This window comes from Micromonospora sp. WMMD734 (genome assembly GCF_049178975.1).
GTDB lineage: Bacteria > Actinomycetota > Actinomycetes > Mycobacteriales > Micromonosporaceae > Micromonospora > Micromonospora wenchangensis.
Genome location: NZ_JBMHMK010000001.1, coordinates 6,805,265 through 6,822,048, shown reverse-complemented (window position 1 = coordinate 6,822,048; position 16,784 = coordinate 6,805,265). Strand labels below are relative to the sequence as shown.

At 72.8% G+C, this 16,784-nt stretch carries 16 protein-coding genes and 2 tRNA genes; 4 read left to right on the top strand and 14 right to left on the bottom strand.

Annotated features, from left to right (window positions below):
- Nucleotides 1-6 precede the first annotated feature (6 nt).
- The 4 genes from ACN267_RS29850 to ACN267_RS29835 all read right to left on the bottom strand — a co-directional run bounded on the left by ACN267_RS29850 (nt 7) and on the right by ACN267_RS29835 (nt 1,612).
- Entirely contained in the window at nt 7-378 is a 372-nt protein-coding gene (locus ACN267_RS29850; protein ID WP_421490143.1) for a hypothetical protein, read from the bottom strand.
- Entirely contained in the window at nt 371-772 is a 402-nt protein-coding gene (locus tag ACN267_RS29845; RefSeq protein ID WP_204957871.1) for a YbaB/EbfC family nucleoid-associated protein, read from the bottom strand. Before ACN267_RS29845 ends, ACN267_RS29850 begins: the two co-directional genes overlap by 8 nt.
- Nucleotides 773-882: 110 nt before the next feature.
- Nucleotides 883-1,173: a WXG100 family type VII secretion target gene (locus ACN267_RS29840; RefSeq protein ID WP_088644222.1), complete on the bottom strand. Its 291-nt coding sequence runs from the start codon at nt 1,171-1,173 to the stop codon at nt 883-885.
- 79 nt (nt 1,174-1,252) lie between these two features.
- Nucleotides 1,253-1,612 (bottom strand): WXG100 family type VII secretion target, encoded by a 360-nt coding sequence (locus ACN267_RS29835; RefSeq protein ID WP_421490142.1) that lies wholly within the window; start codon nt 1,610-1,612, stop codon nt 1,253-1,255.
- Nucleotides 1,613-1,860: 248 nt separating this feature from the next.
- Between ACN267_RS29835 and ACN267_RS29830 the strand changes: the two genes are divergently transcribed.
- Complete coding sequence (locus tag ACN267_RS29830; protein ID WP_421490141.1) at nt 1,861-2,907, top strand: WXG100 family type VII secretion target; 1,047 nt, start codon at nt 1,861-1,863, stop codon at nt 2,905-2,907.
- 15 nt (nt 2,908-2,922) lie between these two features.
- The gene (locus ACN267_RS29825) at nt 2,923-4,932 is read left to right on the top strand and encodes a hypothetical protein (RefSeq protein ID WP_421490140.1); all 2,010 of its coding nucleotides are present in this window, start codon (nt 2,923-2,925) and stop codon (nt 4,930-4,932) included.
- A 45-nt stretch (nt 4,933-4,977) separates the two neighbouring features.
- On the opposite strand, the gene ACN267_RS29820 is transcribed toward ACN267_RS29825, so the two are convergent.
- Nucleotides 4,978-5,811: a phosphoribosylaminoimidazolesuccinocarboxamide synthase gene (locus ACN267_RS29820; protein WP_204957868.1), complete on the bottom strand. Its 834-nt coding sequence runs from the start codon at nt 5,809-5,811 to the stop codon at nt 4,978-4,980.
- A gap of 134 nt (nt 5,812-5,945) precedes the next feature.
- Here ACN267_RS29820 and ACN267_RS29815 point away from each other — a divergent pair, with 134 nt between their 5' ends.
- Nucleotides 5,946-7,277, top strand: a complete 1,332-nt coding sequence (locus ACN267_RS29815; RefSeq protein ID WP_421490139.1) for an ABC transporter substrate-binding protein — start codon at nt 5,946-5,948, stop codon at nt 7,275-7,277.
- A 36-nt stretch (nt 7,278-7,313) separates the two neighbouring features.
- On the opposite strand, the gene ACN267_RS29810 is transcribed toward ACN267_RS29815, so the two are convergent.
- The 7 genes from ACN267_RS29810 to ACN267_RS29780 all read right to left on the bottom strand — a co-directional run bounded on the left by ACN267_RS29810 (nt 7,314) and on the right by ACN267_RS29780 (nt 13,881).
- Nucleotides 7,314-7,583 carry a hypothetical protein gene (locus ACN267_RS29810; protein ID WP_281894357.1) on the bottom strand — a complete coding sequence of 90 codons (270 nt, stop codon included), beginning with the start codon at nt 7,581-7,583 and terminating at the stop codon, nt 7,314-7,316.
- Nucleotides 7,584-7,735: 152 nt separating this feature from the next.
- A tRNA-Met gene (locus ACN267_RS29805) sits at nt 7,736-7,809 on the bottom strand.
- A 214-nt stretch (nt 7,810-8,023) separates the two neighbouring features.
- A tRNA-Met gene (locus ACN267_RS29800) sits at nt 8,024-8,097 on the bottom strand.
- Nucleotides 8,098-8,153: 56 nt separating this feature from the next.
- On the bottom strand, nt 8,154-9,098 hold the full coding sequence (locus ACN267_RS29795; protein ID WP_421490138.1) for a hypothetical protein: 945 nt from the start codon (nt 9,096-9,098) through the stop codon (nt 8,154-8,156).
- On the bottom strand, nt 9,088-9,597 hold the full coding sequence (locus tag ACN267_RS29790; protein WP_204957865.1) for a SigE family RNA polymerase sigma factor: 510 nt from the start codon (nt 9,595-9,597) through the stop codon (nt 9,088-9,090). Before ACN267_RS29790 ends, ACN267_RS29795 begins: the two co-directional genes overlap by 11 nt.
- A gap of 144 nt (nt 9,598-9,741) precedes the next feature.
- On the bottom strand, nt 9,742-12,738 hold the full coding sequence (locus ACN267_RS29785) for a UPF0182 family protein (RefSeq protein ID WP_421490137.1): 2,997 nt from the start codon (nt 12,736-12,738) through the stop codon (nt 9,742-9,744).
- Nucleotides 12,739-12,867: 129 nt separating this feature from the next.
- A complete protein-coding gene (locus ACN267_RS29780; RefSeq protein WP_204957863.1) occupies nt 12,868-13,881 on the bottom strand; it encodes a YlbL family protein in 1,014 nt (337 codons plus the stop codon).
- Nucleotides 13,882-13,994: 113 nt separating this feature from the next.
- Between ACN267_RS29780 and ACN267_RS29775 the strand changes: the two genes are divergently transcribed.
- Nucleotides 13,995-15,293: a zinc-dependent metalloprotease gene (locus ACN267_RS29775; RefSeq protein ID WP_421490136.1), complete on the top strand. Its 1,299-nt coding sequence runs from the start codon at nt 13,995-13,997 to the stop codon at nt 15,291-15,293.
- Nucleotides 15,294-15,425: 132 nt separating this feature from the next.
- On the opposite strand, the gene ACN267_RS29770 is transcribed toward ACN267_RS29775, so the two are convergent.
- Both ACN267_RS29770 and ACN267_RS29765 read right to left on the bottom strand, forming a co-directional pair.
- The gene (locus ACN267_RS29770) at nt 15,426-16,025 is read right to left on the bottom strand and encodes a hypothetical protein (RefSeq protein ID WP_204957862.1); all 600 of its coding nucleotides are present in this window, start codon (nt 16,023-16,025) and stop codon (nt 15,426-15,428) included.
- Nucleotides 16,026-16,161: 136 nt separating this feature from the next.
- Complete coding sequence (locus ACN267_RS29765; RefSeq protein WP_204957861.1) at nt 16,162-16,692, bottom strand: M48 family metallopeptidase; 531 nt, start codon at nt 16,690-16,692, stop codon at nt 16,162-16,164.
- Nucleotides 16,693-16,784: the final 92 nt, after the last annotated feature.

The following is a 16,784-nucleotide window of genomic DNA, read 5'->3' as shown; positions in this document are numbered from 1 at the left end:
CTCGGGTCAGTGCCGGCCACCGGCCCGGTCGATGTCGGTGGCGTTGTCGTCGTCGGTGCCGGTGTAGCTCCACATCGCGTCGGCCACGTACGCACCGAGCTTGTCCATCGCCGTGCCGAGCTGGGGCACGGTGGTCTTGATCGCCTCGTTCATCTGCTGCCCACCACCGCCGGGGACCTCGACCGACTTGTGGTACGTCTTGAGGAACTCCTCGGTGAACTCGTCGCGCGGCAGCGTCCCGGGCGCGGCCTCCAACCCGGTGATCGCATTGAGCCTGCAGTCCATCGTGCTGGACATCGACTGCCCGGCGAACCGCAGCCGGTTGGCGATGCCGAGGATGTCGGCCACGCTCGTCTTGATCTCGACGAAGCTACTCATCGTCGTCCCCCTTCAGGCGCACGTCGGCGTCGTGGCTGTGCAGCAGCTTCTCCAGCTGCGCGCCGCCGGGGGCCAGCCGGCGCAGGTCGGGGGCGATGCTGTCGTCGAGGATCTCCTTGGACTGCTCGGCGGCGTCCTCGACGGCGAGCCGGACGGTCGCCACGATGGTGGCGGCCAACGCCCTGGAGTTGGGGTTACGGAACACCCGGGGGTCGATGTCCAGCTCCAGCAGGTGCCCCCGGGGGCCGACGACCGCCTTGACGGTGCGGTCGTCCGACCAGGCCGTGCCGGTCACCCGGAGCATCCGGCGCTGCACGTCGTCCATTCCGGACCAGGCCTTCTTGAGGTCACCGATCATGGCGGTCAACGCGCCGAAGTTCGGTCGTTCCTCCATCGTCCCTCCCCCGAGGTCCCTTCCGCCGGGCAGCCTAGCCGGGACGGCCCGGCACCGGCCGCCCCGCCGGTCCGATGCCCTCCCGGCCGGGAGGGCATCGGACCGGACTGTCACATTCCGGCGGCGATCTGCTGGTCGACCTGCTGCATCCGCTCGGCCGACGCGCCGAGCTTCACGCCGACCCGGGTCAGCGCCTCCTTGATCTCGGTGGCGCCCTGGTTCCACTTCTGCCGGGCCTCGTCGCACGCCTGCCCCGCCGGCCCCTGCCAGTCCTGCGCGAAGAGCTGGGTGAACTGGGTGTAGAGGTCCTGGAGGCTGCCGTCCATCTGGCCCTGGTAGGTGCCGATGGCGGTGGCCACGTCGGAGATCTGGGCGAAGTTGTAGGTGATGGGACTGCTCACTGGAAGGTCACCTTTCGCTGGTCACAGCGGCACGGGTCGCCCGGGCGGGTCGACGTGGCCGCGGCGGATACCGGCGGCGTCAGCCGCGCAGGATGCTCATCACGCTGGCGTCGCCGGTCTCGGCGGCGGCCTGGCGGATCTCGGTCGCGGCGTCCTCGTCGTTCATGCCGTACTGGGTGGCGGCGCTGGTCATCTTGCCGGACAGCTCGTCGAGGGCCGAGATGATCTTCTTGAGGCCGTCGTTGAGCTGAATGGAGACGTCCTGAAGCGCATTGTTCGCCGAGCCCCGCATGCCGCTGCCGCCCAGCGCCTGCACCCGCTCGATGAGCCGTGCCATGCCCAGCGCGAGGCCCTCACCGGTTTCGTTGCAGCGCGTCGCCATCTGGTTCAGCTGTTCCTGGGTGGCGTGAACCTGACCCAGTCCAGGAGTGTCGGTCAAGGTGGACTCACCCGCTCCTCTGCTTGCGCCCCCCGGTCAGGGAAGCGTCCCCTTGATGGTGGTGGCCGTCATGGCCGACCCTGACGGTAGCGCCCCGTAACGAATCGGGCCACCTCACTTCGTCCGAAGTGGCTGGTCGGTGCGCCGACAGTGGTGGTACCGGGTCCCGCCGGTGGTCGGCAGCGGTTACGCTCGGGGCGATTTCCGGTGAGACCCGGGCGGGGGCCCGCCGCACCAGGGGAGGTTCGGTGGCGCAGGACGACGGCAGCAACCCGTACCAGCACGAGACCGACCAGAACACCCGGACCGACTGGCTGGCCGACCAGAAACCCGTCGACGTCGATCCGGACGGGCTGGTCGACTACGGCAAGAACATGGTCGTCATCCAGGAAAATCTGCAGAGCCACGGCGGCCGGTTGAGCCAGCTCGGCCAGTTGCCGCACCGCGCCTGGGAGGGTGCCGCGCTGCCCGAGGGCGTCTACGTCCGCACCCAGCTCACCCTCAACTACGCCGAGTTCCAGCAGTACCTGACCTACCTGGGTGCGGCGCTGACCAACATCGGCATGGCCGCGCAGACGGTGGCGGACGCCTACGCCAACACCGACGGCTGGTCGGCGGCCTCGCTGGACGCGGTCCGGTTCGCCTTCGGCGAGGCCGACGCGCCGCGCCCCGCCGGGCTGCCGCCGTTCGTCTCCGGCAAGACCTGGTGGGACCAGTACCTCGAAACGGTGTCGAGCGGTCAGGCCAATGCCGCGCCGACCCCCGAGCAGTTCGTCGACCAGGGCCAGCCCCGGGTCGCCCCGGACGGCAGCATCACCTTCACCGCGCTCGGCCCCGGCGGCGTGGTGCGCACCATCGTGCAGCGGTCGTTGCCCGGCGGCGTGGGCACCGAGACGGTCACCACCACGACCGACGCCACCGGCAAGGTGCTCGACAGCAGCACCAGCCGGACGACCACCGTCGTCACCGGCAACTCGACGGTGGTCACCACCACCAACACCGACGCCGAGGGCCGGCGCACCGGCGGCAGTCGGGAGACCACGTCGTACGGCGTCGACGGCGGTCGTACGGTGACCAGCGAGCAGCTCGACGCCGGGGACAAGCCGACCGCCACCCGGGTCGACGCGCAGCACGCCGACGGGACGCACACGATCACCACGACCGACGGCAAGGGCACCGTCACCCAGGAGCTGCACATCGGCGAGGACACCGAGGGCGTGGACCCGGCCGAGCTGACCGAATCCCCCGCCAAGCGGGCCCTGGACGAGATCAAGCAGCACGACTACGGCATCTGAGCCCGGGAGGACACCATGGCCGACTACTGGGGTGCCCAGGCGACGTACGCGCACGGTGGCCCGCGCGGCGAGGGCACCCGGTACGTCATGCCGCCGGAGAACCCGGACCTGAAGTTCACCCCGGCACCGGGTGGTGCGGGCGGGGCCACCATCGAGGCGGTCCGCCAGCAGGTGCTGGGGCAGCACCCGGAGGACATCTCGGCGCTGGCCGACCAGTGGCAGAACGCCTACAACCTGCTGCAGAGCATCCACCAGCAACTGCTGTCCGCCAGCCAGACCCTGCACGACGAGCACTGGAAGTCACCGCAGGCCCGTGACGCGTTCCTCAAGGCGGGGCCGGGCAAGACGCTGGCGTACCTCGACGAGTGGATGGACGCGGCCCAGCACAACGTGACCGCGCTGCGCGCGATGGTCGGCATCGCCCGCGACTCCCGGGCCGAGATGGAGCGGCTCTGGACGGAATACCGGGAGGCCATCGACGACGCGAAGAACTCCGACGGCTGGACGCAGTTCTCGGAGGGCTTCAAGCAGGGCTTCACCCTGGGCCTGTACGACGGCGAGAAGGGCATCCAGGCGGCCGAGGCCGAGGCGGTGCAGGAGAAGCAGGAGGAGTACAACCGCCGGGCGCAGGAGTTGGCCCGACGCACCGCCGACGACTACTTCGACACGTTGAGCAAGGTCAGTGGCGGGCACGGTCCGCCGTTCTTCCCGATGGACGCGGTGCTCAACCCGGTCGGTCACCCGCCGTGGCGCGGGCCGGTCGGCGCGCCGCCGCCGGTGGGGCCGCCCGGTGCCCGCCCGCCGGGGGTGGGGACGACCCCGCCAGCGGCGTCAGTGCGGCCGGTGCCCCGTCCGGGTGATCCGGACCAGTTGGCCCGACAGGTGCTGGACACCCTCCGGCCGCCACCGGAGGCCGGCGCGCCGGCACCGACGCCCGGGACCGACGGGCGGGCGGGTCCCGCCGTGACGCCGCCGCCGGTGGTGCCGCCGCCGCTGGTCGCACCGCCACCCGGCCTGTCCACCGGGGCACCCGGGTTGAGCGGTGTGACCGCCAACGCCACCGGCACGGGCCGGGCCGGGCTGGCCCGGCCGCCGGGCCTCGACGGGCTCGCCGGTGAGCGTGCCGGGCTGCGCAGCGGCGTGCTGCGCGGTGGTGCCGGAGCGCCGGCGGTCAGCGAGCCGCCCCAGGCGTCGCTGCGGTCCCCCGGCGCGAACGCCACCCCGCCACCGACCGGCGGCCGGGCTGCGCCGCCGAACGGGCTGCGTGGTCCCGGTGCCAGGTCGACGGCGGCCCCGCCGACCGGTGCCCGGGGCACCCCGGCGGCCGGTTCCCCGCACTCCCCGGCCTCCGGCCGGCCGGGCAGCGGGCAGCAGGCGGACCCGGCCCGGCGGGGCACCGTCCGTGCGGGTGCCGGCGACGAGGACCTGTTCGGCCGGCCGGCCGGGGAGACCACCGCGCCGGTGTTGCAGAACCGGCGGCCGGACGCGCGGCGCACGTCCGGCGATTCCGCCGGTACGCAGGCCGGCGACGCCTCGACGCCGACCCGGCCGGGGACCGCCCCGCCGGTGCTGGGCAGCTCGGCACGGGGTGCCGGGGTGACCGGTTCGCCCCGCTCGAAGCGCCGGGACCGGACCGGTGCGGCGCAACCGGCGACGCCGGGCGGCGGGTGGTTGGGTGACGGGCGGTCGGAGGCGACCGCACCGGTGCTGGACGCGCCGGCCGCGCCGCTGTCCGGGGGGCGGGTGTCCCGGCTGGAGGAGGTGCCTGGCGCGTTGCGGGGCCGGCCGGCGGCCGAGCCGGCACCCCGGCGGGCGCGCGGCGGCCAGCCGGTGCCGCCGGAGCTGACGCCCCGGCGGACCACCGCCGCGAAGCGGGACGACCGGGAGGGGCCCGGTGACGGTCCGGGGATCGTCACCGACGAGCAGGCGTTCAGTGTGGAGACGCCGGGTGGTGGGGTGCTCGGCAAGCAGGCCGAGGACCGCTCCTACCGGGCCGAACCGAAGACCGCGCTGGGCGGCAACTGAGCGCGTTCCGGCCGGCCCGACACGGGCCGGCCGGGACGCGGTAGGTCAGGACCAGCGTTCGCCGGTCAACCGTTCGTAGACGTCGACGTAACGGGCCCGGGTCGCCTCGACCACGTCGGCCGGGACCTCGGGCGCGGGGGACCGCTTGTCCCAGCCGCTGCTGGTCGCCCAGTCCCGGACGTACTGCTTGTCGTAGGAGAACTGGGTGCGGCCCGGCTGGTACGACTCGGCCGGCCAGTAGCGGGAGGAGTCCGAGGTGAGCACCTCGTCGCCGAGGACCAGCGTGCCGTCCGCCGCCCAGCCCAGTTCGATCTTGGTGTCGGCGACCAGGATGCCCCGGTCGGCGGCGAGTTCCGCACCCCGCCGGTAGACGTCCAGGGTGATCTGGCGCAGCCGCTCGGCGGTCTCCGCACCCACCTTGTCCACCACGTCGGCGAAGGTGATCGGCTCGTCGTGCTCCCCGGCCGGCGCCTTGGTCGACGGGGTGAAGATCGGCTCCGGCAGGATCGACGCCTCGACCAGGCCACGCGGCAGCGGCACGCCGGAGACCGCGCCGGTGCGCTCGTACTCCTTGAGGCCGCCACCGGTCAGGTAGCCCCGGGCGACGCACTCGACGGGCACCATGTCCAGCCGGCGGCAGCGGATCGCCCGGCCGGCGAACTCGGCCGGCACGTCGGTGGTCGAGACGACGTGGTGCGGCACCAGATCGGCGAGCTGCTCGAACCACCAGAGCGACAGGGCGGTGAGCAGCCGTCCCTTGTCCGGGACCGGGGTGGGCAGCACCACGTCGTAGACGGAGATCCGGTCGGAGGCGACCAGGATCAGGTCCTCGCCGTCCGCGTAGACGTCCCGGACCTTGCCCGAGTGCAGAAGTTCCACGTGCCCTAGTACACCACGGGGACCACGCCGGCCGGGTCGCCCACCCGTGCGGCCGGCGGGCGGGCGTTGACACCCGGCCGCGCCACCTGCGTGAATGGTCCGGCTACCGGCCCGACCGTCCCCAGGAGCACCACGTGTCCGCTGTGCGTCCCCCGCTGGTCCGGCCCGGCGTCGACCCGGCCCGGCGGCGGCTGCTCGGCGCACTGCTCGGGGTCCCGGTGCTGGTTGCCGGCGGGCTGAGCGGGTGCGGCGGCGAGGCGGAGTCGCCGACGCCTGACGGCCCGGTGGAGCTGTCGGTCTTCTGGTACGGCGGCACCCGACGGGCCGAGGCCACCGAACGGGCCCTGCGGCTGTACTCGGCCCGCAACCCGCAGGTCACCTTCCGGGTGACCTGGCAGGGGCAGGGCGGCTACTACGAGCGGCTCGCCACCCAGGCCGGTGGCGGCAACGCGCCCGACCTGTTCCAGATCGACGACTCGATGCTCGGCGACTACGCCCAGCGCGGCATCCTGCTCGACCTCGGCGGCTACGTCGACGACGGCCGGATCAACCTGAACACCCTGCCGACCGGCCTGATCGACTACGGGAAGATCGACGACCGGGTGTACGGCGTCGCGGCCGCGCAGACCCACCCCGCCGTGGTGTTCAACCGCGACCTACTCGACCGGCTCGGGGTCGCCGCCCCGACCACCTCGATGACCTGGGCCGACTATCTGAGCTGGGCCGCCGGGGTGACCCGGGCCGGCCGGGGCCGGGTCGCCGGCTCGATGGACCCGTCGGGCGACCACCGGGCGCTGTGGCTGTGGCTGCGTGGGCTGGGCACCCGGTTCTACCAGGGCCGCCAGTTGGGCTTCGGTTCGGCCGCGCTGCTGGACTGGTTCGAGTTCTGGGAGCGGGCCCGCAGCCAACGGGCCACCCCGGCCGCCGCCCTGGTGGACCGCGCCGACGGTGGCGAGCCGGCCCGGCAACTGGTGGTCAGCGGGCACACTGCCGCCTCGTTCGCCTGGTCGCACCAGTTTCCCGAGTTGCAGCGCTACAGCAGGGACGAGCTGGCCCTGGTCGGCTTCCCCGGCCCCCGGGCCGCCCAGTGGGACCGGGCGTCGATGTACTGGGCCGGGTTCCGGGGCACCCGGCACCCGCAGGTGGTGGCCGACGTGGTCGACTTCCTCACCGGCAGCGTGGAGGTGGGCCGGCTGCTCGGCACCGAGCGGGGCCTGCCGGCCAGCCTGACCGTACGCCAAGCGGTCGTGCAGACCCTCGACGATCCGCTGGCCGAACAGGTCGCCGCCCTCGGTGAGGCGCTGCACCAGCAGGTCGGCCCCGCACCCGCGCCACCCCCGAGAGGGCACAACGAGGTGCGTGCCCTGCTCACCGAGGCGGCCCGGAGCATCCGCGCGGGACGCTCCGGGGCGCGGGCGGCGACGACACAGTTCATGGCCCGGGCCCAGGCGGCCCTGGCCCGCTGACGGGTCGGCGGGACGGGCGGTGACGCCGGTCGCGGGTCAGCGGGGCGGACGGTTGCGCCGGTTGCGGGTCAGCAGCACCACCAGCAGGACGATGCCGCCGACGACCACCAGGCAGCAGAGCAGCCCGAAGACGCCGAACCCGCCGGCCCTGGACCGTCGCCGGGCCGCCTCCACCACCAACTCGCCGGTGCCGGTGGACGCCCACGCGGCCACCGGCACGAAGACCGACAGCACGACCGCGCCGAGGACCGCGCTCAGCCGGCCCCACCATGTAATCGGAGTTGACGTCCTGATCTCAGTAGACATGCCCTCATCCTGACCGAGGCCGGCAACTCCGGCACGCCGAAGCCCGGGCCGGTTTCCGGACGCGGGTACCCGGAGACCGGCGCGGGCCCAACGATGCCGGGGCGGAAACGGCGACAGGCCCCGGAGACGAACTCCGGGGCCTGTCGAACGAGTAGCGGGGACAGGATTTGAACCTGCGACCTCTGGGTTATGAGCCCAGCGAGCTACCGAGCTGCTCCACCCCGCGTCGGCCCGTTAAGCCTAACCCATCCGCCCGACGGAGATCGGCCGGCCCCCCGATCCGGCGTCCACCCAGCTCAGGACGCCCACCGGAGACCACCGCCGCCCGTGCCGCCCCACCCGCCGGCCGCGGTACGCCGGTTACCGACCCCACGACGGCGGACCCGTCGACGGAAACGGCGACAGGCCCCGGAGACGAACTCCGGGGCCTGTCGAACGAGTAGCGGGGACAGGATTTGAACCTGCGACCTCTGGGTTATGAGCCCAGCGAGCTACCGAGCTGCTCCACCCCGCGTCGGCTGGTTAACCGTAGCCTACCGACCCCCGGGCCCGCAAAACGGCACCCGGCGGTCAGTCCAACCAGGCCCGCAACGCGTCCACCGCCCGCCCGCTGTCCGCGTCCACCTGCGACCGGTCACTGGACGTGCCCTCCCAGCCCTGCTCCCAGAGCACGGTCACCACGTCCCCGAGCCGGATCGCCCGGACCAGCCGGACCTCCTCCCCGCCGACCGGGTCGCCCGCCCCTTCGGAGTACGACCGACGCAGCTCGAACAGCACCGACTCGTCGCCGTAGCCGCCCCCGCCGAGCAGCCGGTACCGGGACGTCACCCCCGGGGTGTCCGACGACTGCTGGATCGGGCAGTCCCGCACCGCCGCCCGCAGTTCGCCGAGCGCCTCCCCGGCGTGACCGGACCGGTAGACGGTGATGGTGTGCCGGTAGCTGCCGTCCGGGACGTACCCCTTCGGGGTGTCGGCGTACCGGAAGGCCAGGGCGCGGCCCCGGCGCTGGACGACACCCGAGTCGCCGGGGTGCGCGCCGCAGAGCTGCGGCAGCGTCGGGCCGGCGTCGAACGTCGCCCGGATTCCGGTGTCGTTGGCCGCGGCGAGGGTGAAGAACGCCGCGTCGGGGATCGCGGTCGGCGGTTGGTCGGACGGCGACGTGACGGCCGGGTTGGCCGGGCCGGCCGACGACCGGCCGGCCGAACCGGTGAGCGCGGACGCGGCCGGGACGGAGGTCACCGTCGCCGCCGGCGACACCGCCGGGGCGGGCACCGACACGGCGGTGGTGGGTGGGAGGGCCGGCGGCCCGGCGGGCGGGCCGGGCGCGGCGGTGAGCACGAACCGGGTGCCGGCCGCCGTCCCGCCCACCAGGGCCGCCACGACCAGCACCCCGGCCGCCGCCCGCAGCCGGGCCCGCCGGTCGGCGTACCGACGGACCAGGTCGGGCGAGACCAGGCCGCCCGGGTCGGTGTCCTGCGCCAACGATTGGTAGAAACGGTGCAGCTCACGCGACATCGTTGACCTCCAACTCCTTCGCCGAGACGCCGGGGAGCAGCTCGGCCAGCCGGGACCGCCCCCGGGACAGCCACGACTTCACGGTGCCGCTGGGCACCCGGGCTTCGCGGGCGATCTCCTCCACCGGCATGTCGAACAGGTAGTGCAGGGCCAGCGCCTGACGCTGGTTGGCGGGTAGCTGCCGCAGCGCGGCCACCAGCAGCACGGTGTCCTCGCCGGGTGGCCGCACGTCCTCCGGTGGCCCGGTGCGGCTCAGCGCCGTCCGCCAGCTGCGTAACCGGCGGAACCGGTCGGCGGCCAGCCGGCTGATCACCAGCCGCAGCCACGCCTCCGGCGCGGGGTGCTGCGCCAGCCGGCCCCACTGCCGCCAGGCGCGGGCGTACGCCTCCTGGACGAGGTCCTGCGCCTCACCGTGGTCGCCCGCCACGGCGTGACCGTAGCGCAGGGTCCGCGCCGAGGTGCTCCGGTAGAACTCGTCGAAACTCCGCTCGTCCCTCATGCCCGCACCACGTCCCCCCGTCCCGGCCACTGCACTGGAGACGGTCAGCGGCATCGTGAGGTTGCGGGACAACCGGTCGGAAAAACGACGGGGCCCACGATCCCGGTACGGATCGTGGGCCCCGTCGACGCGGGACCAGGCGGGTCAGCCGCCGCCGGACGGCGTCGGTGTGGCGGGCGGGTTACCGCTGGACGTGCCCGCCGGGTTGCCCTGTTGGGCCTGCTGGAAGGCGGTGATCGCCTCGTCCAGCGCCTTCAACGCGCGGCCGTACCGCTCGAAGTCGCCGGACGCCTGCGCGGCCTTGACCTCGGCGATCGCCGCCTGGACCCGCTGCGTGGCGGCGGCCAGGTCGGCGCTGGCCGGTGGGCTGCTCGCCCCGGGCGAGGCCGTCGGCGAGGGCGAGGGCGGGGTGCCGCCCGAGGGCGGCGGCGTCTCGCCACCCGGTGGCGGGGTGGTCCCCTGCCCGGCCCGTTTACCCTGCTCGACGAGCTGCTTGATGCCGTCGGTGACGTTGTTGGCCAGCACCACGTACGAGCCGCCGTCGCCGTACGACAGGAGCACCTTCTGCAACAGCGGGTACGCGTCCTGCTGGTTGCTCTTGACGTAGACCGGCTCCACGTAGAGCATCCCGTTGCCGAACGGCAGGGACAGCAGGTTGCCGTACTGCACCTGGGCCTGGTTGGAGGAGAGCAGGTTCAGCTCGGTCCGGATGGTCGCGTTGTTGGTCATCTGCTGGTGCACCTGCACCGGGCCGGAGATCCGGGTCTGGTCGGGCAGTTCCAGCACCTCCAGCTTCGGCTGCCCGTCGACGTACGAGCCGGAGATCAGCGCGGCGAGGTTCTGCCTGCCGTTCGGGGTGACCGCCGAGGTGAGCTGGAACCGGGGGGCGTCCTGGTTGGGGAACTGGGTGAACAGGTAGTACGGCGGCTGCTTCTGCCCGCTGTCCGGCGCGTCCGGCACGTTCGGCACCTGCCAGAAGTCCTGGCCGGAGTAGAAGTCGCCGGGGTTGGTGACGTGGAACTTGGTGAGCAGGTTGCGCTGCACCTTGAACATGTCGGCCGGGTAGCGGAAGTGGGCGGCCAGGTCGGCCGGGATGGCGCTCTTGGGCAGCACCAGGTCACCGCCGAACGCCTTGTTCCATGCCTTGAGCACCGGGTCGCCGTCGTCGAACTCGTAGAGCCGGACCGTGCCGTCGTACGCGTCGACGGTGGCCTTCACCGAGTTGCGCATGTAGTTGACGTTCTCCCGGGCGAGCTGGAAGGTGCCCCGGTTGGTCAACTCGTCGGTGGTCTCCTGCTGGAGGTTGATCCGCTCGGCGTACGGGTAGGTCGCGGCCGTGGTGTAGCCGTCGATGATCCACTGGACCTTGCCGCCCACCACCGCCGGGTACGGGTCGCCGTCGAGGGTGAGGAACGGCGCGACCTTCTCCACCCGGTCCCGGGGGTTGCGCACGTAGAGCAGTTTGGAGTTGTCGTTGACCGCCTCGGAGAGCAGGAAGTTCGTCTCCTGCTCCTTGATCGAGTAGAGCAGCCGGCGGGTGAACGAGCCGATCTCGACGCCGCCCTCACCGGTGTAGGTGTAGTACTGCTCGCCGCCGGTGGTCGGGGTGGGCCGGTCGAACTCGACGTCCTTGTCCGCGCTGGTCTGGCCGACGATGGCGTAGTCGTCGGGCTGCATCCGCTCGCCGTAGTAGATCCGCGGCTGGCTGGCCGGGATCTGCTCGGCCTGCGAGGAGCACGCCTCCTGCGCCTTCTCGCCGAGGAAGCCGGAGACGAAGTACGGCTGCCCGCCGCAGACCACCTGGTTGGCCGGGGCCGCGACCAGTCCGTAGCCGTGGGTGTAGACGGTGTGCCGGTTGATCCAGTTGTTCTGCTGGTCGGTCAGCTCGCCGTAGTTGATCTCGCGGACCCCGACCACGTAGTCGGAGGTCTTGTTCTCCACCGAGTACCTGTCGATGTCCAGCTTGGGGCCGAAGTCGTAGAACCCCCGGACCTGCTGGAGCTGGGTGTACGTCTCGGAGACCAGTTGCGGGTCGAGCAGCCGGACGTTCGGCACCACCGAGGTGTCGGTGGCCAGGCTGGCCGGGGGCACCAGGTTGCTCGCCGCGTACCCCTCGGTCTGCACGTCGGATATGTCGAACGCGGCCCGGGTGGCGTCGATGCTGCGCTGGATGTACGGGGCCTCCTTGTCCCGGGCGCTCGGCTTGACCTCGAAGGTCTGCACCGCCCACGGGTAGATGCCGCCGATCGCGACGGCCGACACCCCGAGCAGCGCCAGCGAGATGCCCGGCCAGACCAGGTTCCGCATCACCGCGTTGGAGAACACGATGATGGCGATCGCCACCACCACCGAGATGTACGCCAGGATCTCCTTGGCCGGCAGCAGCGCGTTGACGTCGGCGTAGCCGGCGCCGTACAGCTTGGCGCCCTCGTTGTACTCCAGCAGCATGGCCCGCCGGTCCAGCACGTACGCCACGGCCTTGAGCAGGACGAAGACCGCGACCAGCGTGCTCAGGTGGGCGCGCGCGGAGTTGGTCATCCGGTCGCCGACACCCTGTAGGCGCACCCCGCCGAAGATGTAGTGCACGGCCAGCGCGCCGATCAGCGCCAGCACCACGGCGGTGAAACCGACCCCGAGCAGGTAGCGCCAGAACGGCAGCTGGAAGACGTAGAAGCCGACGTCGATGCCGAACTCCGGGTCCTTGACGCCGAAGTCGCCCCCGTTGCGGAACAGCAGCCACTGGCTCCACCGGCCCTGCGCGGAGAGCCCGGCGAACAGGCCGAGCACCACGGCGGTGAGGCTGATCCAGGTGCCGATGCGCGGGGTGAGCAGCATCCGGTACCGCTCCAGGGTGGCCTGCTCCAGCGAGTGCGGGCGCAGCTTCGGCCGCAGCCGGTACGCCAGCCACAGGTTCCCGCCCACGAACGCGGCCAGGCCGAACCCGACGGCGAGGAAGAGCAGCAGCCGGGTGAGCAGCACACCGGTGAACACCTGGGTGTAGCGGACCTCGTCGAACCACAGCCAGTCGGTCCACGCCTGCACCCCCCAGCCCAGCAGGGTGAACAGGAGGAACACCCCGACCAGGACCCCGATGGTGACGCGTCCGCGCCGACTCATCCTCGGCAGGGGGCTGCTACGCATGGCCACTGTTTGGCTCCGCACGCTCGATGTGATCGGCTCCGGACAGGCACCCAGAGTACGGGGTGTTCCTGAACGTGTCGGGTCAGGTCGTGCCCGGGTCGCCCCGGTGTCCCCGGCGTGGCCCCGCCCTCAGCAGCGGGTCGGTTCCCCACCGGCGCGCAACGTGTCCAACGCGGTCAATGCCTCGTCCAACGAACCGACCTTGAGCATGGGCAGACCGGGTTGCGGGTTGCGGACCGCCTCGGCGCAGTTGTCGGCGGGGACCAGGAACACCTTGGCCCCGGCCTTCTTCGCCCCGACCAGCTTCTGGGCGATGCCGCCGATCGGACCGACCCGGCCCTCGTCGTCGATCGTGCCGGTGCCGGCGATGATCTTCCCGCCGGTCAGGTCCTCCGGCTTGAGCTTGTCGATGATGCCGAGGGCGAACATCAGCCCGGCGCTCGGGCCGCCGATGTCCTTCAGGTCGATCTTCAGGGTGAACGGGTGCGGCTGCCGCTGGTCGGGGACCACCCCGATACGCGGGTGGCCGTCGGATTCCCGGCTGGTCACGGTGGCGGTGCCGGCCGCGCCGTCACGGACGTACCCGATGGTCAGCGCGGTGCCGGCGGGCTTGCCCCGGACCAGCTCGACCAGCCGGGACGCCGAGGTGACCTGCGCGCCGTCGACGGTGGTGACCACGTCGCCGGCCTTGAGCGCGCCGGCCGCCGGCCCGTCCGCGGCGACCTCCTTGGCCACCACCTCGACCGGGTAGCCGAGCTTGACCAGCGCGGCGGTCTCGGCGCTGCTCTGCGAGTTCTGGAAGTCCTCCGCGTTGCGCTTCTCGACCTCCTCCTGCGACTCGCCCGGTGGGTAGACCAGTTCCCGGGGGACCACAGCCTCGTCCTTGGACAGCCAGCCGGCGATCGCGGCGCGCAGCTTCACCGTCGGCTGCACCCCGACCGTGGTCATCCGGAGCTGACCGGCGGAGGTGGAGGTCTCCCGGCCGCTGACCTGGATGACCTCCCGGCCGTCGTTGGTGCCCAGGGTGTTCACCGTCGGGCCGGGGCCGAGCACCACGTACGGGATGGGCGCGCCGAGCACGCCGATGCTCAGCAGGGTGGTGAGCAGAGCACCGAGGAGGACGGTCACGCCACGACGTCTCATGCGGCAGAGCGTACCGACCGGTGGCGGTGGGTCCGGCGGGCTGCGGCCGACTTCGCCCTCAGCGCAACGCCAGCTGCGGTTACCAGGGGCGCGGCGCGCGTACCGTAGACGTCGTGCCTGATATTCCGTTCGGTTTCGCGCTCCCGGGTGGGCAACCACCAGACCCCAACGATCCCGCGCAGATGCAGCAGTTCATGTCGCAGTTGCAGCACCTGCTCTCCGCGCCGGGCAGCGGGCCGGTCAACTGGGACCTGGCCCGCCAGGTGGCCGCCAGCCAGCTCGCGGCCACGGGTGACCCGATGGCCTCCCCCTACGAACGGCACGCGGTGGAGGAGGCGCTGCGCCTGGCCGACCTCTGGCTGGAGCCGGCCTCGGCCTGGCCGACGGGCATCCGCACCTCCCTGGCCTGGAACCGCAACGAGTGGATCTACAAGACGCTCGACGTCTGGCGCAAGCTCTGCGACCCGGTGGCCAGCCGGATGGTCGGTGCGATGGGCGACCTGGTCCCGCCGGAGGCGCGCGCGCAGCTCGGCCCGATGCAGTCGATGGTCGCCACCCTGGGCGGGGCGCTCTTCGGCGGCCAGCTCGGCCAGGCCCTCGGGCAGCTCGCCGCCGAGGTGCTCTCCGCCGGTGACATCGGCCTGCCGCTCGGCCCGGCCGGCACCGCCGCGCTGATCCCGGCCAACATCCGGGTGTACGGCGGGGGCCTGGAGCTGCCGGAGGACGAGGTACGCCTCTACGTCGCCCTGCGCGAGGCGGCCCACCAGCGGCTCTTCGAGCACGTCCCGTGGCTGCGCGGGCACGTGCTGACCGCGGTCGAGAACTACGCGTCAGGCATCCGGGTCAACCGGGAGGCGATCGAGGAGGCGATGGGCCGGGTCGACCCGACCGACCCGGAGTCGATGCAGGCGATCGCCCTGGAAGGGATCTTCACCCCGGAGGACACCCCGGCGCAGAAGGCGTCCCTGGCCCGGCTGGAGACGGTGCTCGCGCTGGTCGAGGGCTGGGTCTGCCACGTGGTGGACAGCGCGGCGACCGACCGGCTGCCCAACGTGGTCCGCCTCGGTGAGGCGTTCCGTCGCCGCCGGGCGGCCGGCGGGCCGGCCGAGCAGACCTTCGCCGCGCTGGTCGGCCTGGAGCTGCGTCCGCGCCGGCTGCGGGAGGCGTCGGCGCTGTGGGCGGCGCTGACCGAGCACCGGGGCATCGCCGGCCGGGACGCCGTCTGGGGCCACCCCGACCTGCTCCCGTCGGACGCCGACTTCGCCGACCCGGTGGCGTTCGCGACCACCTCGACCGACCTCGACGACGAGCTGGCCACGTTCGACTTCACCGCCCCGGGCGGTCCGGAGGAACAGGCACCGGGCAGCCGGCCCCGCCCCGACGACACCGACGGCGACACCGACCGGCCCTGACCGCTACCGATCAGCCGCGACACCGGCCGGACCGCCCGACTCCCGGGCGGGCCCGGCCGGTCGCCGTCCGTCGGCCGGCTGCGCTGGTCGGGCCGGGTGCGGTAGTCGGGCCGGCTGCGATGGTCGGGCCGGTCAGGTTCGGTGGCCGGAGAGCAGGGCGCGGGTCGCCTCCCAGCCCTCGACGGCCGGGTCCAGGGCGGCCAGGTCGGCCGGGCCGCGCAGCCGGTGCCAGCCGGGGGTGACCGCCACGTCGGCCGGGGCCGACGCCACGCGCCGCAGGTCCGCCGGCCCGGCGACGTCCAGGTCCAGCGCCGGCAGCCACCCGGGTACGGGCAGCCGGGACGCCACGCCGAGCAGTCCCGGCCCGCCCTCGACGGGGGCGACGGCGACGGGTCGGCTGGTCAGCGGTCGCAGCAGCTTGCCCAGGACGAGCCCCGGCAGGTCGGGGGCGTCGGCGGCGACCACGGCGGCCTGGTCGTACCCGTCGAGGGCGGCCAGCACGGCGGTGACGGTCGGCTCGGGCACCTCGTAGACGGGAGTGTCGGGCCAGCGCACCGCGTCGGCCAGCCAGCGGTCGGCCGGGGTCACCGCGAGCGCGGTCTCCACTTCGGCGAGGGTGGCGAACAGGTCCACCACGTCCTCGGCCAGCGCGGTACGCCAGCGGATCAGCTCGACGCCGGGCGGCGACCAGGCCACCGGAGCGAGCAACGCGACCACCACCCGTCGGACCATTCCCCGACTGTAGTGGGCGGCCCGAGGGTGATCGACTCCTGTGGGCCGGAGTAGCGCCGTCGACGCCGCCCGGACACCGCTACCTGCGCGCAGATAAGTTGATCACCCCCGGCAGGGCGGCCGACGGGTGGGGCGGTCAGCCGGCGACCGGGACGGCCGAGGCGGCGGCCACGCCCTCCAGGTAGCCCCGGGCCCGTTCGGTCTTGGCGTACCGGCCGACCAGGGCCCAGAAGCGGGCGTTGTGGCTCGGCACGATCAGGTGCGCCAACTCGTGCAGCAACACGTAGTCGAGCACCCAGTCGGGCATCTCCTGAAGCCGGTGCGAGATCCGGATGGTCCGGTCGGCGGGGGTGCAGGAACCCCATCGACCGTTCTGGTTGGTGACCCAGCGGACGCTTGCCGGCAGGGCGTCGCCACCCTGGTCGGCCAGGTAGAGATTGATCAGGCGCAGGGCCCGGTCGAGCAGTTCGGTGTCGTTGCGGGCCAGTCGGCCTTCCCGGGCGGCGAGCCGGGCGAGCATCCGGTCGACCCACTCGCTCTCCTCGGCCCGGGAGAACTGGTCCGGGATGAGCACCACGACCCGCTCGCCGTCCCGGTAGGCGGACACCGTGCGTCGCCGGCGCTGACTGCGCCGTACCTCGACGACTGGCTTCCGCGCCGCCGCCATCAGTGGGCCGCGCAGCCGTGGTTTCCTGCCACGATGGAAAGCTAATGCGTACTGACCAGGGGTCCGCAAGAGTCAACACCCCGACACGCGCC

Coding starts and splice junctions, on each gene's coding strand:
- ACN267_RS29850 (WP_421490143.1), bottom strand. CDS start 378: ATGAGTAGCTTCGTCGAGATCAAGACGAGCGTGGCCGACATCCTCGGC.
- ACN267_RS29845 (WP_204957871.1), bottom strand. CDS start 772: ATGGAGGAACGACCGAACTTCGGCGCGTTGACCGCCATGATCGGTGAC.
- ACN267_RS29825 (WP_421490140.1), top strand. CDS start 2,923: ATGGCCGACTACTGGGGTGCCCAGGCGACGTACGCGCACGGTGGCCCG.
- ACN267_RS29810 (WP_281894357.1), bottom strand. CDS start 7,583: ATGTCTACTGAGATCAGGACGTCAACTCCGATTACATGGTGGGGCCGG.
- ACN267_RS29795 (WP_421490138.1), bottom strand. CDS start 9,098: ATGTCGCGTGAGCTGCACCGTTTCTACCAATCGTTGGCGCAGGACACC.
- ACN267_RS29790 (WP_204957865.1), bottom strand. CDS start 9,597: ATGAGGGACGAGCGGAGTTTCGACGAGTTCTACCGGAGCACCTCGGCG.
- ACN267_RS29785 (WP_421490137.1), bottom strand. CDS start 12,738: ATGCGTAGCAGCCCCCTGCCGAGGATGAGTCGGCGCGGACGCGTCACC.
- ACN267_RS29780 (WP_204957863.1), bottom strand. CDS start 13,881: ATGAGACGTCGTGGCGTGACCGTCCTCCTCGGTGCTCTGCTCACCACC.
- ACN267_RS29770 (WP_204957862.1), bottom strand. CDS start 16,025: ATGGTCCGACGGGTGGTGGTCGCGTTGCTCGCTCCGGTGGCCTGGTCG.
- ACN267_RS29765 (WP_204957861.1), bottom strand. CDS start 16,692: ATGGCGGCGGCGCGGAAGCCAGTCGTCGAGGTACGGCGCAGTCAGCGC.